This window comes from Microbacterium sp. NPDC055665 (assembly GCF_053618035.1).
This window is the reverse complement of the sequence record NZ_JBSHGY010000006.1, coordinates 131,144-144,185: the sequence shown is the minus strand read 5'-3', so window position 1 is coordinate 144,185 and position 13,042 is coordinate 131,144. Positions and strand designations below refer to the sequence as shown.

At 69.4% G+C, this 13,042-nt stretch carries 13 protein-coding genes; 11 read left to right on the top strand and 2 right to left on the bottom strand.

Annotated features, from left to right (window positions below):
• Window positions 1–19 precede the first annotated feature (19 nt).
• Window positions 20–622: a DUF937 domain-containing protein gene (locus ACWGO6_RS14805; protein ID WP_452327077.1), complete on the bottom strand. Its 603-nt coding sequence runs from the start codon at window positions 620–622 to the stop codon at window positions 20–22.
• Window positions 623–746: 124 nt separating this feature from the next.
• On the opposite strand from ACWGO6_RS14805, the gene hpt reads away from it, so the two are divergent.
• From hpt to ACWGO6_RS14755, 10 genes are all read left to right on the top strand, one after another.
• Complete coding sequence (gene hpt, locus ACWGO6_RS14800; RefSeq protein ID WP_029262844.1) at window positions 747–1,298, top strand: hypoxanthine phosphoribosyltransferase; 552 nt, start codon at window positions 747–749, stop codon at window positions 1,296–1,298.
• Between the two features lie 71 nt (window positions 1,299–1,369).
• Window positions 1,370–3,370, top strand: a complete 2,001-nt coding sequence (gene ftsH / locus ACWGO6_RS14795; RefSeq protein ID WP_376103126.1) for an ATP-dependent zinc metalloprotease FtsH — start codon at window positions 1,370–1,372, stop codon at window positions 3,368–3,370.
• Window position 3,371: 1 nt separating this feature from the next.
• Window positions 3,372–3,977, top strand: a complete 606-nt coding sequence (gene folE, locus ACWGO6_RS14790) for a GTP cyclohydrolase I (RefSeq protein WP_452327076.1) — start codon at window positions 3,372–3,374, stop codon at window positions 3,975–3,977.
• Window positions 3,977–4,786 carry a dihydropteroate synthase gene (gene folP, locus ACWGO6_RS14785; protein ID WP_136040962.1) on the top strand — a complete coding sequence of 270 codons (810 nt, stop codon included), beginning with the start codon at window positions 3,977–3,979 and terminating at the stop codon, window positions 4,784–4,786. The genes folE and folP overlap by 1 nt, the downstream gene beginning before the upstream one ends.
• Window positions 4,787–4,830: 44 nt before the next feature.
• Entirely contained in the window at window positions 4,831–5,226 is a 396-nt protein-coding gene (folB, locus tag ACWGO6_RS14780) for a dihydroneopterin aldolase (protein WP_136040961.1), read from the top strand.
• The gene (gene folK, locus ACWGO6_RS14775) at window positions 5,223–5,762 is read left to right on the top strand and encodes a 2-amino-4-hydroxy-6-hydroxymethyldihydropteridine diphosphokinase (RefSeq protein WP_452327075.1); all 540 of its coding nucleotides are present in this window, start codon (window positions 5,223–5,225) and stop codon (window positions 5,760–5,762) included. Before folB ends, folK begins: the two co-directional genes overlap by 4 nt.
• Complete coding sequence (locus ACWGO6_RS14770; RefSeq protein ID WP_452327074.1) at window positions 5,759–6,241, top strand: DUF3180 domain-containing protein; 483 nt, start codon at window positions 5,759–5,761, stop codon at window positions 6,239–6,241. Before folK ends, ACWGO6_RS14770 begins: the two co-directional genes overlap by 4 nt.
• Window positions 6,192–6,773 carry a PH domain-containing protein gene (locus ACWGO6_RS14765; protein ID WP_136040958.1) on the top strand — a complete coding sequence of 194 codons (582 nt, stop codon included), beginning with the start codon at window positions 6,192–6,194 and terminating at the stop codon, window positions 6,771–6,773. Before ACWGO6_RS14770 ends, ACWGO6_RS14765 begins: the two co-directional genes overlap by 50 nt.
• Window positions 6,770–8,830: a PH domain-containing protein gene (locus ACWGO6_RS14760; protein WP_452327073.1), complete on the top strand. Its 2,061-nt coding sequence runs from the start codon at window positions 6,770–6,772 to the stop codon at window positions 8,828–8,830. Before ACWGO6_RS14765 ends, ACWGO6_RS14760 begins: the two co-directional genes overlap by 4 nt.
• A gap of 2 nt (window positions 8,831–8,832) precedes the next feature.
• The gene (locus ACWGO6_RS14755; RefSeq protein ID WP_452327072.1) at window positions 8,833–9,525 is read left to right on the top strand and encodes a DUF2520 domain-containing protein; all 693 of its coding nucleotides are present in this window, start codon (window positions 8,833–8,835) and stop codon (window positions 9,523–9,525) included.
• Window positions 9,526–9,538: 13 nt separating this feature from the next.
• Here the strand turns inward: ACWGO6_RS14755 and ACWGO6_RS14750 are convergent, their stop codons facing one another.
• Window positions 9,539–11,428: a DUF2207 domain-containing protein gene (locus tag ACWGO6_RS14750; protein ID WP_136040938.1), complete on the bottom strand. Its 1,890-nt coding sequence runs from the start codon at window positions 11,426–11,428 to the stop codon at window positions 9,539–9,541.
• Between the two features lie 79 nt (window positions 11,429–11,507).
• On the opposite strand from ACWGO6_RS14750, the gene lysS reads away from it, so the two are divergent.
• Complete coding sequence (lysS, locus tag ACWGO6_RS14745; RefSeq protein ID WP_136040939.1) at window positions 11,508–13,040, top strand: lysine--tRNA ligase; 1,533 nt, start codon at window positions 11,508–11,510, stop codon at window positions 13,038–13,040.
• Window positions 13,041–13,042: the final 2 nt, after the last annotated feature.

Below are 13,042 nucleotides of genomic sequence, written 5' to 3'. Positions count from 1 at the left end.
GGATGCGTCGGGCGACGTCCTACTTCTTGCCGCCGAAGAGGCCGCCCAGGATGCCGCCGAGGTCGATGCCCCCGCCCGAGCCACCGCTGTTGCCGCCGCCGAGCAGCCCGCCGATCACGTCGCCGATTCCGCCTCCGCCGGATGAGCCACCGCTGTTGCCGCCGCCGAGGATCCCGCCGATGACGTCGCCGATGCCGCCCGAGCGCTCGGCTCCGGGATCCGCCTTCGCCGTCTTGTCCTTGGTCGCGTTCGCGATGAGGCCCATCACGATCGGGGCGAGGATCGGGAGGAGTTTGCCGAAGTCGATGCCGGGAGTCGCCTTCGACTCGGTGAGCTCCTTCGTGACCTCCGCCTTCTTGGAGCCGAGGATGTGCGAGACGATCTTGTCGCCGTCGGCCTGATCGATGTCGTCGACCTTCGAAGCGCCGGCCCTGCCCTCGTGCTTCTTCAGCGCGTTCTGGATGGCCGCGGAGCCTTCGTCGGTCTCTGCGTTCTTCGCGAGCCCGCCCAGCAGCACGGCGCCGCCCTGCTCGACAGCGACCTTCGCCTCGTCTCGCGAGACCCCCAGCTTCTCGGCGATGTCGTCGATCGGAACCTGCGTGAGGATGTCGTCAAGAGCCATGGTGAATCCTTCCGTCCGGGGCGTCCGCCCACATCACCGCTCACAGTAGTGCGGATGCGGTGGGGATGGGGAGATCAGGAGAACCTTGACCGGAGCACAGGGTTCCGTCACCTAAAATCGATCCATGCGCGCCGCGGAGATCCAGGACGACCTTGCTCAGATCCTCGTCACAGAGGAGGAGATCCTCGCCAAGCTCGATGAGCTGGCGACGCAGGTCGCCCAGGACTACGAGGGCAAGGACCTCGTGCTCGTCGGCGTCCTCAAGGGGGCCGTCATGGTCATGGCCGACTTCGCGCGGGCCCTGCCGTTCCACGCCCCGATGGACTGGATGGCGGTGTCGAGCTACGGCGCCAGCACCAAGTCGAGCGGTGTCGTGCAGATCCGCAAAGACCTCGACACCGACCTCAACGGCAAGCACGTCCTGATCGTCGAGGACATCATCGACTCGGGTCTGACCCTCAGCTGGCTGCTGGAGAACTTCGGATCGCGTGGCGCCGAGTCGATCGAGGTGCTCGCTCTCCTGCGCAAGCCCGAGGCCGCGAAGGTCCACATCGACTGCAAGTACGTCGGCTTCGACATCCCCACCGACTTCGTGGTCGGATACGGCCTCGACTACGACGAGCGCTACCGCAACCTGCGCGACGTCGCAGTGCTCGCCCCGCACGTCTACTCCTGACGCGCGGCACGCTACGCCGTGGGTGAACGTACAGCGACCCCCTAGGGCGCGCGCGATACGCTGATCCGATCATGGATGTGAAGAAGCTCACCCGGAATCCGCTGATCTACGTCGCGCTGATCGGCCTGCTGCTGTTCGGCGGCTTCCTGCTGATCTCGAATCTGGGTGCGCCCAAGCAGATCACGACGCAGGAGGGACTCAAGCTCCTCTCCGGCACCACGGTCACCGAGGTCGTCAACACCGACGGTGACCAGCGCGTCGACATGACCCTCTCCAAGGCGTTCGAGGGCTCCGAGAACGTGCAGTTCTACTACGTCGATGCCCGCGCCGACGAGGTCGTCACCGCGATCAACGAGGCAGCTCCCAAGGACGGCTTCAACGACGCCGTGCCGCGTGCGACCTGGTTCGACGGCTTCCTCTCGCTCCTCCTCCCGCTCGTGCTGCTGGGCCTGCTGTTCTGGTGGCTGCTGTCGTCCATGCAGGGCGGTGGCGGCAAGGTCATGCAGTTCGGCAAGTCGAAGGCCAAGCTCGTCAACAAGGAGACGCCGACCGTCACCTTCGCCGACGTCGCCGGTGCCGACGAGGCCATCGAAGAGCTCCACGAGATCAAGGAGTTCCTGCAGGACCCCGCCAAGTTCCAGGCCATCGGCGCCCGCATCCCGAAGGGCGTGCTGCTGTACGGCCCTCCCGGAACCGGCAAGACGCTCCTCGCCCGCGCCGTCGCCGGTGAGGCAGGAGCCCCGTTCTACTCGATCTCCGGATCGGACTTCGTCGAGATGTTCGTCGGTGTCGGCGCCTCTCGTGTGCGCGACCTCTTCGGTCAGGCCAAGGAGAACGCCCCGGCCATCATCTTCATCGACGAGATCGACGCCGTCGGCCGCCACCGCGGCGCCGGCATGGGCGGCGGAAACGACGAGCGCGAGCAGACCCTCAACCAGATGCTGGTCGAGATGGACGGCTTCGACCCGAACGCGAACGTCATCGTGATCGCCGCGACGAACCGCCCCGACATCCTCGACCCGGCACTGCTGCGCCCCGGCCGCTTCGACCGCCAGATCGGCGTCGACGCTCCCGACCTCAAGGGCCGTCAGAAGATCCTCGAAGTGCACAGCAAGGGCAAGCCGCTCTCGAAGAACGTCGACCTCGAGGTCGTCGCCCGCAAGACCCCCGGCTTCACCGGCGCCGACCTGGCCAACGTGCTCAACGAGGCAGCTCTCCTCACCGCCCGCTCGAACGCGCAGCTGGTCGACAACCGTGCCCTCGACGAGGCCATCGATCGCGTGATCGCCGGACCGCAGCGTCGCACCCGCGTGATGCGCGACAAGGAGAAGCTGATCACGGCGTACCACGAGGGTGGACACGCACTCGCAGCGGCGGCGATGAACTACACCGACCCGGTCACCAAGATCACGATCCTGCCCCGCGGCAAGGCCCTCGGCTACACGATGGTGCTGCCGCTGGACGACAAGTACTCGGTCACCCGCAACGAGCTGCAGGACCAGCTGACCTACGCCATGGGCGGACGCGTCGCGGAGGAGATCATCTTCCACGACCCGACCACCGGTGCCTCGAACGACATCGAGAAGGCGACCTCGATCGCCCGCAAGATGGTGCTCGAGTACGGCATGACCACGCAGGTCGGTCCGGTCAAGCTCGGCAGTGAGGGCGGTGAGCCCTTCGCCGGTCGCGACATGGGTCGTGGCCGCGAGTACTCCGAGCGGGTCGCCGAGCGGGTGGATGCCGAAGTGCGCGCGCTCATCGAGCAGGCGCACAACGAGGCCTACGAGGTCATCAGCGCGAACCGCGACATCCTCGACAAGCTCGCGCTGGCGCTCCTCGAGGAGGAGACCCTCGACCACAACCAGATCGCCGAGATCTTCACCGAGGTGAAGAAGCTTCCGGAGCGTCCGCTGTGGCTCTCGAGTGAAGACCGTCCGGTGTCGGAGCGACCCCCGATCGAGGTGCCCAAGAAGGACGTCTCGCTCGCGGCATCCGTCGAAGCCCCCGCCACCACGCCGCGTGCGCAGCAGGGTTCGGCGGGAGCCGGGAACCCGCGACCCGCGACGGCGTGACGTGACCGTCGACAGGCACCGTGTCGAGCGACTCACCCGCGAGCTGCTCGAGGCCATCGGCGAAGATCCTGATCGACCGGGGCTGAAGCAGACGCCGTCGCGCATGGCCGAGCTGTACTCCGAGTTCTTCGCGGGGGTCGGCGAGGATGCCGCCGAGCCCCTCGCACGCACCATCAGCGTCTCGCGCGGACCCGCGCCCGACACGCTGCCCTCCGGGGCCGTGCTGCTGCGCGACATCCGCTTCCGTTCCGTCTGCGAGCACCACCTGCTGCCGTTCGCCGGGCACGCCCACATCGCGTACCTCCCGGGTGAGCAGGTCGTCGGTCTCGGCGCGCTCGTGCGTGTGGTCGAGATCCTCGCCGCCCGTCCGCAGGTGCAGGAGCGCCTCGGCGAGCAGATCGCCGACACGATCGCGGAGCACCTCGACACCCGGGGAGTGCTCGTCGTGCTCGACGCTTCGCACGGCTGCGTCACGATGCGCGGCGGACGCCAGAGCGAAGCGTCGACGCTCACGATCGCGGCGCGCGGGGAGTACACGGATCCCGTCGCCAGGACGGAGCTGATCACGCTGATCGGCGCGTCGGCGGGGTCCGGAGCAGCGCGCTGATGACCAGCATCTGGGGCATCGTCAACGTCACGCCCGACTCCTTCAGCGACGGTGGCCGTTACCTCGACGTCGATCGGGCGGTCGCCCACGGCATGCGGTTGCGGGCCGAAGGCGCTGCGGTGCTCGACGTCGGCGGCGAGTCGACCAGGCCCGGCGCCGAACGCGTGGGTGCCGACATCGAACAGCAGCGCGTGATCCCGGTGATCGAGCAGCTGGCGTCGGCGGGCGTGCCCGTCAGCATCGACACGCTCAACGCGGCGACCGCCGCCGCAGCTGTGCGGGCCGGCGCGCGGATCGTGAACGACGTCTCCGGAGGGCTCGCGGATCCCGAGATGCGGGCGGCCGTCGCGGAGTCCGGCGCCGACTATGCGATCGGGCACTGGCGCGGATTCTCCGCCGACATGTATGCGAAGGCCGAGTACCGTCGCGTCGCGCGCGAGGTGGCGGGGGAGCTGCAGGAGCGCATGGGCGAAGCCGCGGCATCCGGGATCGCGCCGTCTCGGCTGATCCTCGACCCGGGTATCGGATTCGCGAAAGCCGGCGCGCAGAACTGGGACGTGCTGCGGGGACTCGACGAGATCGTCGCCCTGGGGCCTCGCGTGCTCATCGGCACCTCACGCAAGCGCTTCCTGGCGGAGGCACTTCGTCGGGAAGCCGGCGCGGACGACGAGGTCTCCGAGTCACGCCGCGATCTCGCGACGGCCGTCACCAGCGCCCTGGCGGCCCGCGCCGGAGTGTGGGCCGTGCGCGTGCACGACGTCGCCGGCACCCGCGACGCGCTCGCGATCGCGCACGCCTGGGCCGGCTGAACTCCCGCCCAGCCGATGTGGTGGGTCCCCCGTACGCTAGAGGCATGGATTTCCTCGATGAGATCGTCCTCTCCGGTCTGACCGTCTTCGGCCGCCACGGCGTCTACACGCACGAGCGGGAAGAGGGCCAGGACTTCACGATCGACCTTCGCCTGCGCCTGTCGCTGGATCAGGCGGCGGCCTCCGACGACGTGACCGACACCGTGCACTACGGCGAGCTCGCCGAGAAGGTGGCGGCCGTCGTCGCGGGCGCGCCGGTGAACCTGATCGAGACGCTCGCGGAGCGCATCGCCTCGGTGGCTCTCGAGGACGAGCGGGTGCAGAACGTGACGGTGACCGTGCACAAGCCGCACGCGCCGATCCCGCTGAACTTCGCCGATGTGGCGGTCACCGTGAATCGCAGCCGCCCGCCGCAGGCGCTCGAGGACATCACGATATGAGCCGCGACCTCGCGAAGGCGCCGAAGGTGCCCGGTGCCCGCCCGGCCCGCCCGGAGACCGTGGCGGTCGTCGCCCTCGGCGCGAATCTCGGCGATCGGCAAGAGACGATCCGCGCGGCGGCGCAGCGGATCGCACGCCTGCCGTTGGTGAGCGACGTGCGTCTGTCCGAACTGTTCGAGACCGTCGCCCTCCGCCTCGACGGACCGGATCCGGAGGCACCGGGGTACGTGAACGCGGTCGCACTGGTCACCACGCGTCTCGCCCCGGAGATCCTCCTCGGGATGCTGCATGCCATCGAAGACGAGAACGGTCGGGAGCGCCGGGAGCGGTGGGGCGATCGCACGCTCGACCTCGACCTCATCGCTTACGGAGACGTCGTCTCGGACGAACCGCGTCTGCGGCTGCCGCACCCGCGCGCCGCCGAGCGGCTGTTCGTGCTCGACCCGTGGCTCGACGTCGACCCGGATGCGGAGCTTCTCGGACGAGGGCGGGTGGCCGACCTCGCGGCCGAGCTGCGCAGCCAGGGCGAAGGATGAGGCGCACCTCTGCAGGGCTCCTGCTCCTCCTCGCCCTGCTCGCGGCCGGCGGCGGCTTCCTGCTCGATCATCTGCTCACAGCGGCGGGGCGCATAACGTTCACGCCTTCGCTGCTCCTCCCGGTGCTGCTCGTGCTGATCGCGGCCGCCTCACTGGGCGTCGCCTGGCCGGTGCGGCGCAGTGTGCGCTCGGGCGTGCGCATCGACCCGTTCCGCGCACTGAGAGCGGCGACGCTCGCCCGCGCGTCCAGCCTGCTCGGCGCCATCATGGCGGGTTTCGGGGCGGGACTGCTGACATTCCTCCTCTCACGGCCCGTCGATCCACAGGTAGGGTCGACTGTGGCCATGCTGGCCCTCATCGGCAGCGCGATCGTCCTCACGATCGCCGCGCTCGTCGCCGAACAGTTCTGCACCCTGCCGAAGGATCCTGATGACTCAGAACCCAGAGACCGCGCCCCTGAACCCGGCGGAGGGCACTGACCTCGCCGCCCTCGACCAGGGCACGTACTCCGAGCTGCGGACGGCTCGGAACGAGGCCCGGCTCGAGCTCGACGGCGCGTGGCACCAGATCTCGCCGCGCTACGTGGTCTCGCAGATCGTGCAGAACGTGATCTTCATCGTGATCGTCGCCGCCGCGGCGCTCGTGCTCAGCCTGGTGCTGGACCAGCAGTGGGTGTGGATCCCCGCCGGCATCATCCTCCTCATCACGGTGATCGCGCTCATCATCCTTCCCCGGCAGGCGAAGGCGATCGGCTACATGCTGCGCGCCGACGACATCGTGTTCCGCAAGGGGATCCTGTGGCAGCGCATGATCGCGGTGCCCTACGGCCGCATGCAGCTGGTGGACATCACCCAGGGCCCGCTCGACCGCGGCTTCGGCATCGCACAGCTCAAGATGGTGACGGCCGCGGCGACCACCGGTGTGCAGATCCCCGGTCTCACGCAGGAGGCCGCGGAGGCACTGCGCGACACCCTCATCCACGTCGCCGAGACCCGCCGGACCGGCCTGTGAGCGAGCCGCAGCTCCCGCCGTCTCCGCCCGCGCAGGCGGGCGGCGACCCGTCGACGACTCTCGCCAACGGCGAGTGGCACCGCATGCACCCCCTCACCCCGCTCTTCAAGGGCGGACTGGCGTTGATCATCATCGCGGGCATCGTGATCGCCAACATGCGCGATCGCCTCATCGGGTGGGCAGTCGACCTCTTCGCGCCGGATGAGGTGAACTACGGCGACTACTCCGGAGGGGACCCCGTCGACTGGGTCCTCTCCAACAACCTGATCCTCGTCGCGCTGCTGAGCGTGCTGGGACTGGTGATCGTGCTCGTGCTGATCTTCTGGTTCGTCTGGCGATTCCAGCAGTTCCGGATCACGGGCGACCACGTCGAGGTTCGCAAGGGCATCATCTTCCGCTCGCACCGCCGGGCTCCGCTCGATCGGGTGCAGGGCGTCAACCTCACCCGACCGTTCCCGGCGCGCATCATCGGACTCGCGAAGCTGGAGGTCGTCGGAGCCGGAAACGATGCGAACGTCGAACTCGAGTACCTCGCGACGTCGCGCGCCGAGTCCGTGCGTGCAGACATCCTTCGCCTCGCCTCGGGTGCCAGGGCGGCGCGCAACGCCGCGCTGAACCCCGGATCGGCGGGTGCGCCTGCGACGGCCGCGCCGGCATCCGCACGCGCGCAGCTGGTCGGATCCGTGAACGCCGGTGTCAACGACCTCCTCGCGGGCGTCGACCTCGCCGACGTCGTCCCCGAGAGCGTCGTCAAGATCCCGACCGGTCGACTCGTGGGATCGCAGTTGATCTCGGGCCTGTTGTGGTTCGTGTTCTTCGGCGCGATCTTCGCGATCGCGTTCGGCAGTGCGCTGATCGGGTTGCTGATCGACGGCGATACCGACGGCGGAGTCGTGCTTCTCGGCCTGGGTCTGGGCATGGGCGTGCCGATCGTGATCGCGGTGGTCGGCATCACCTGGGCGCAGATCTCGAAGTCGCTCCGCTACTCGATCGCCCCCACCCCCGATGGTGTGCGCATCACCTACGGACTCCTCACCACCGTGACCGAGACGCTCCCGCCGGGGCGCATCTTCGCCGTCGAGGTGACGCAGTCGCTGCTGTGGCGCCCGTTCGGCTGGTGGACGATCAAGATCAACCGGATGAGCGGCAAGAGCGCGGCTCAGCAGTCCTCCGGCAGTGGGCAGCAGTTCAACGTGGTGCTGCCGGTCGGCAAGCGCGCCGATGTCGAGCGCGTGCTCGCGCTGGTGCTGCCCGATGTGCCCGTCGAGAGCATCCCCTCGCTCTGGGAGCACGGTGTCGTCGGACCGGTCGAAGGCGACGCGTATCGCTCGATGCCGCGGCGTGCGTGGTGGCGGCGTCCGTTCTCATGGAAGCGTCACGGATACCTGGTGGAGGAGTTCGGCCTCGTGCTGCGTCGGGGGATCGTCTGGCGCAAGCTCGCCGTGTTCCCGCTCGCGCGCCTGCAGGGCGTCTCGCTCAGCCAGGGGCCGATCGATCGGATGCAGCGGGTCTCCGGCGCGCAGGTGCACACTGTTCCGGGCCCCATCACGGGGTACCTCTCGGGTCTTGAGCGCGCCGATGCACTGGCGCTGCTCGACGACGTCAGCCGCGCAGCCGCCGAGGCCGCGTCGCGCGACACGACCCACAGGTGGAGTGAGCGGGCGGCCGCCGCGCCGGACGTCCAGCCCGTGGGGCCGCCCGCGTACGCAGGCACGCCCTCCGTGACCACCCCGCCGCCGTTCGTGCCGAACCTCGCACCGCCGGCTCCCGGTGCGCGACCGGCTCCGTTCGCCCCGCCGGCACAGGCTTTCACGCAGCCCGCACCCGCGGCGCCGCCGGCTGCGCCTCCCGCACCGCCCACGGCACCGCCGGTCGCGCCTCCCGCACCGCCGGTCGCGCCTCCCGCACCGGCTGCCGCACCGCCGGCACCTGCCGCTGCCCCGTCTTCACCTGCGCCCGCGCCGGCCGCGACGCAACCACCAGCTCCTCCCGCAGAGCCGCAGCTCCGGCGTCGGAGGACGCCTCCGCCCGCACCGTCGGATCAGCCGGAGGAGTGACCGTGGCGCGGGACGGACGCCTCGGCGTCGGCATCATCGGCGCGGGACGTGTCGGTCCGGTGCTCGGTGCGGCGCTCGGCGGGGCGGGGCACGCCGTGATCGGGATCACGAGCGGCTCCGATGACGAGCGCGCCTCTGCCGTGCTGCCGGATGTGCCCGTGCTCGACGCGCTGGAGGTCGTGCGTCGAGCCGAGCTCGTGGTCATCGCGGTGCCTTCCGAGCAACTGCCGTCGCTGGTCGCCGGCATCGCCGAGGTCGGGGGCTGGCAGATCGGACAGCTCGTGCTGCACACCGATCCCGTGTACGGGATCGACGTGCTGCGGCCGGCCGCAGAGCGAGGCGCGATCCCGCTCGCCGTGCATCCCGCCATCACCTTCACCGGAACCTCGATCGACCTGCGTCAGCTGCAGGCGGGTTTCGCCGCGGTCACAGCTCCCGCCGCGGTGCTGCCGATCGCCCAGGCGCTCGCCGTGGAGATCGGGTGCGAGCCGGTCGTGATCGCCGAGGCGGATCGAGCGGCCTATGCCGACGCGATCGCGACGGCCACCGAGTTCTCGCGGTCGATCATCGGTCAGTCGACTGCCCGGTTGCGCGAGCTCGGCGTGGAGAACCCGGGCGGCTACCTGTCGGCGCTGGTGCAGTCGACGGTCGAGCGGGCGCTGCGCGAAGCATCCGACTCCCCTCCCATGCTCTGAGAGTGCCGGCGGCTCATCGTCCGCCTGAGAAGCCTCCGCCTCCTCCACCCCCGGAGAATCCGCCGCCGAACGATCCTCCGGCGCTCGACGAGGAGCCCGTCGACGGTGCGGAGTACGTCGCCGCGGACTGCGACGAGGCCATGAACGAAGCCAGCTGCATGCGAAGAGCGAACGAGGCCGGGTCGCCGATCCAGGAAGCGCCTCGCTGAGCCTGCGCGTACGCACGCTCGAGCACGTCGCCCCACTCGTCTTCCAAGCCGAAGAGGATCGCGTAGGGGAGGAGCCGTTCGTAGACGTGGATGACGTCCGCCGTGCCCTCCGGCCGGCGCTCGGCGCCGCTGTACGACTGCAGCATCTGCAGACGGTCGGCGTCTGCGACGCGGATGAACTCCTTCACACCCTGCAGGTACTCGGAGACGCGCGCTCCCTCGGCCGTGAGGACGGTGTGCTTCGAGAAGGCGTACACGCTCGACAGGAACACGAGGAAGGCCACGATCGACATCACGACGAGCGCGGGGATCGCGGAGAGGCGGCCGCTGGTGGCCGCCCAGATTCCGAGGCCCAGTCCGATCAGGGCGACACCGATCGCGCACCACTGCAGGATCACGGCGCCGCGACTGCGCACCCTCTCGGTGAAGCCTCGGGATGCGGCAGCCGTCGTCCCGCTCTGCTGCAGGGCGGTCATGCGAGCGGCGAATGCCTCATCGGCGGCCGGCAGGTCGACCACGCCTTCGGCATCGGCGTCGAGGAACAGCGCTTCCAGCGCCTCCGCGTCGAGCTCGTCCGGTCCCGTCACCTCCGGCAGGCGGCGCAAGCGCGGCTCTTCGGCCTCCAGGCCTTCTTCGATGCGCAGGGCTCCGCGCACGGCGAGGTGCACGATCTCTGCGGGGATCACGTCCTTCGCCCCGGCGATGGCCGTCGCCGCGATGAGTGGGGGCAGGGAATCCGGCACGTCATACTGAGCCACGACGATTCCGGTGGCCACCCGGCGTCTCCGAGTGAATGCCGACACCGCGAACCAGCTGCCGACCGACAGCCCCGCGGCTCCCGCGGCTGCGACGAACGGGGCGACGTCGCCGACCGGGTCGGGTGTGCGCGCGAGGGGCTGGGTGACCGTGCCCGACTCGAACCCGATCGCCACAGTGACGCCGTCGCCGGCCGGACGCTCTCCCGACTCGACGCCGAACACCGTCACGCGGCCATCGGTCTGGGGGCCCCGCAGCTCGCACTCCGCCCGGGATCCCGATGGCCCGGTGTAGCAGCGCGTCGATCCGGTGAGCGCTGCGCCCAGCTCTTCATCGAACGCGATGTCGGTGCGGAACCGCTCGATCGGCTGCGTGCTGTCGAGGGGGAGCACATTCCAGTAGAACTCGTCCACCGCCGGGGTCGAGGACCCCGCAGCCGGCTTCGTCGCGAGGACCACATCGCGCATCTCGTACTCGATCACGTACGTGGTGAGCCCGTGCACGTAGTTGTCGTCGTCGCCGGTGAGAACGTACAGCAGCCCGTCTTCCTCGTCGGTCTCATAGGGCACCTCCTGGCCATCCTCATCGGTCACGGAAAGCACTCGCGTCTCGGTGCTCGCCCCCTCGTAAGCGGTCGTGAGTCCGCGGACGATGCCGTGATTCTGGTCTGCTTCCGGGAAGCGGGCGACCAAGGTCTCGGTCACGTGCATCCGCGCGCGGCCCTCGTCATCGAGCCCGACTTCGTACACGGCATCCCACGAGGCGTAGGAGAAGTCGTTCACGTCGTCTGACGCCGCCACCGCGCGCACGTGCGGCCCGAGTCCCGATCCGGCGTCGGCGGCGGCCGTGGTGTCGGCGGCGGCCGTGGCGGGAGTGGCGACCGCGGCAAACGCGAGCGAGAGGGCGGCGAACGCGCGGAGGATCCGTGGATGGGCCATTCTTCGAGGCTACCCAGCGCGTGCCCTGGGGTCGCGCGCCGCCTCGGTAAACTGGGAAGGACTTCCAAGGAGCCCCCACATGACTGACGCGTCTGCCGCGCCCGAATCGGCCTCGACCGACCCTTCTCCCGAAGAGGACGTCCACGAGCAGAAGGCCGTGCGCCTCGCAAAGCGCGAGCGTCTGATCGAGAAGCGGACGGATGCGGGCGGCGGAGCGTTCCCGGTCGGCGTGCCGGTCACGCACACGATCCCGGCGCTGCGCGCGGAGTACGGCGAGCTCGAGGCCGGCGCCGAGACGGGCGTCGTCGTCGGTATCGCGGGTCGTGTCGTGTTCAGCCGCAACACGGGGAAGCTGTGCTTCGCCACTCTGCAGGCCGGCGACGGCTCGCGCATCCAGGCGATGATCTCGCTCGCGAACGTCGGCGAGGAGTCGCTCGCGGACTGGAAGGAGTACGTCGACCTCGGCGACCACGTCTTCGTCCACGGTGAAGTCATCTCCAGCCGCCGCGGGGAGCTGTCGGTCATGGCCGACGGCTGGGCGATCGCCTCCAAGGCGATCCTCCCGCTTCCCAACGCGTACTCCGAGCTCAGTGAGGAAGGGCGCGTGCGCAGCCGCTACCTCGACCTCATCGTCCGTGAGCAGGCGCGAACCACCGTGCGTGCCCGTGCCGCGGTGAACGCCAGCCTGCGTGCGACGTTCACGAGCCACGACTACCTCGAGGTCGAGACCCCGATGCTGCAGGTGCAGCACGGCGGCGCCTCCGCTCGCCCCTTCGTCACCCACTCGAATGCGTTCGACACCGAGCTCTACCTGCGCATCGCGCCCGAGCTCTACCTGAAGCGCGCGGTCGTCGGCGGCATCGAGCGCGTGTACGAGATCAACCGGAACTTCCGCAACGAGGGAGCCGACTCCACGCACAGCCCCGAGTTCGCGATGCTCGAGGCCTACCAGGCGTACGGCGACTACAACCAGATGGCCGCGCTCACGCAGGAACTCGTGCAGAAGGCGGCGATCGCCGTCGCCGGTTCGACGACGGTGACCTGGGCCGACGGCACCGAGTACGACCTCGGCGGTGAGTGGGACCGCATCTCGATGTACGAATCGCTCTCTGCGGCAGTCGGTCGCACGATCACGCCGCAGGATTCGGTCGAGGACCTCATCGCGTTCGCCGAGGCGAACGACGTCGACCTGCCACCGCAGGCCACCCACGGCAAGCTCGTCGAGGAGCTGTGGGAGCACTTCGTGAAGGGTGATCTTGTTCGCCCGACCTTCGTGATGGACTTCCCGGTCGACACGTCCCCCCTCGTGCGCGAGCACCGCTCGATCTCCGGCGTCGTGGAGAAGTGGGACCTGTACATCCGGGGCTTCGAGCTGGCGACCGGGTACTCCGAGCTCGTCGATCCCGTGATCCAGCGCGAGCGGTTCGAGGCGCAGGCGAAGCTCGCCGCGCGCGGCGACGTGGAGGCGATGCCGGTCGACGACGAGTTCCTGCGGGCGCTCGAGCACGGTATGCCACCGTCCGGTGGGATGGGTATGGGGATCGATCGTCTGCTGATGGCGATCACCGGCCTCGGCATCCGCGAGACCATCCTCTTCCCGCTGGTCAAGTAGGT

Excerpts from the sequence above, each read along its gene's own strand:
- folP (WP_136040962.1), top strand. The coding sequence starts at position 3,977 with ATGACCAGCATCTGGGGCATCGTCAACGTCACGCCCGACTCCTTCAGC.
- ACWGO6_RS14750 (WP_136040938.1), bottom strand. The coding sequence starts at position 11,428 with ATGGCCCATCCACGGATCCTCCGCGCGTTCGCCGCCCTCTCGCTCGCG.
- ACWGO6_RS14770 (WP_452327074.1), top strand. The coding sequence starts at position 5,759 with ATGAGGCGCACCTCTGCAGGGCTCCTGCTCCTCCTCGCCCTGCTCGCG.
- lysS (WP_136040939.1), top strand. The coding sequence starts at position 11,508 with ATGACTGACGCGTCTGCCGCGCCCGAATCGGCCTCGACCGACCCTTCT.
- folK (WP_452327075.1), top strand. The coding sequence starts at position 5,223 with ATGAGCCGCGACCTCGCGAAGGCGCCGAAGGTGCCCGGTGCCCGCCCG.
- hpt (WP_029262844.1), top strand. The coding sequence starts at position 747 with ATGCGCGCCGCGGAGATCCAGGACGACCTTGCTCAGATCCTCGTCACA.
- ACWGO6_RS14805 (WP_452327077.1), bottom strand. The coding sequence starts at position 622 with ATGGCTCTTGACGACATCCTCACGCAGGTTCCGATCGACGACATCGCC.
- ftsH (WP_376103126.1), top strand. The coding sequence starts at position 1,370 with ATGGATGTGAAGAAGCTCACCCGGAATCCGCTGATCTACGTCGCGCTG.
- folB (WP_136040961.1), top strand. The coding sequence starts at position 4,831 with ATGGATTTCCTCGATGAGATCGTCCTCTCCGGTCTGACCGTCTTCGGC.
- ACWGO6_RS14765 (WP_136040958.1), top strand. The coding sequence starts at position 6,192 with ATGACTCAGAACCCAGAGACCGCGCCCCTGAACCCGGCGGAGGGCACT.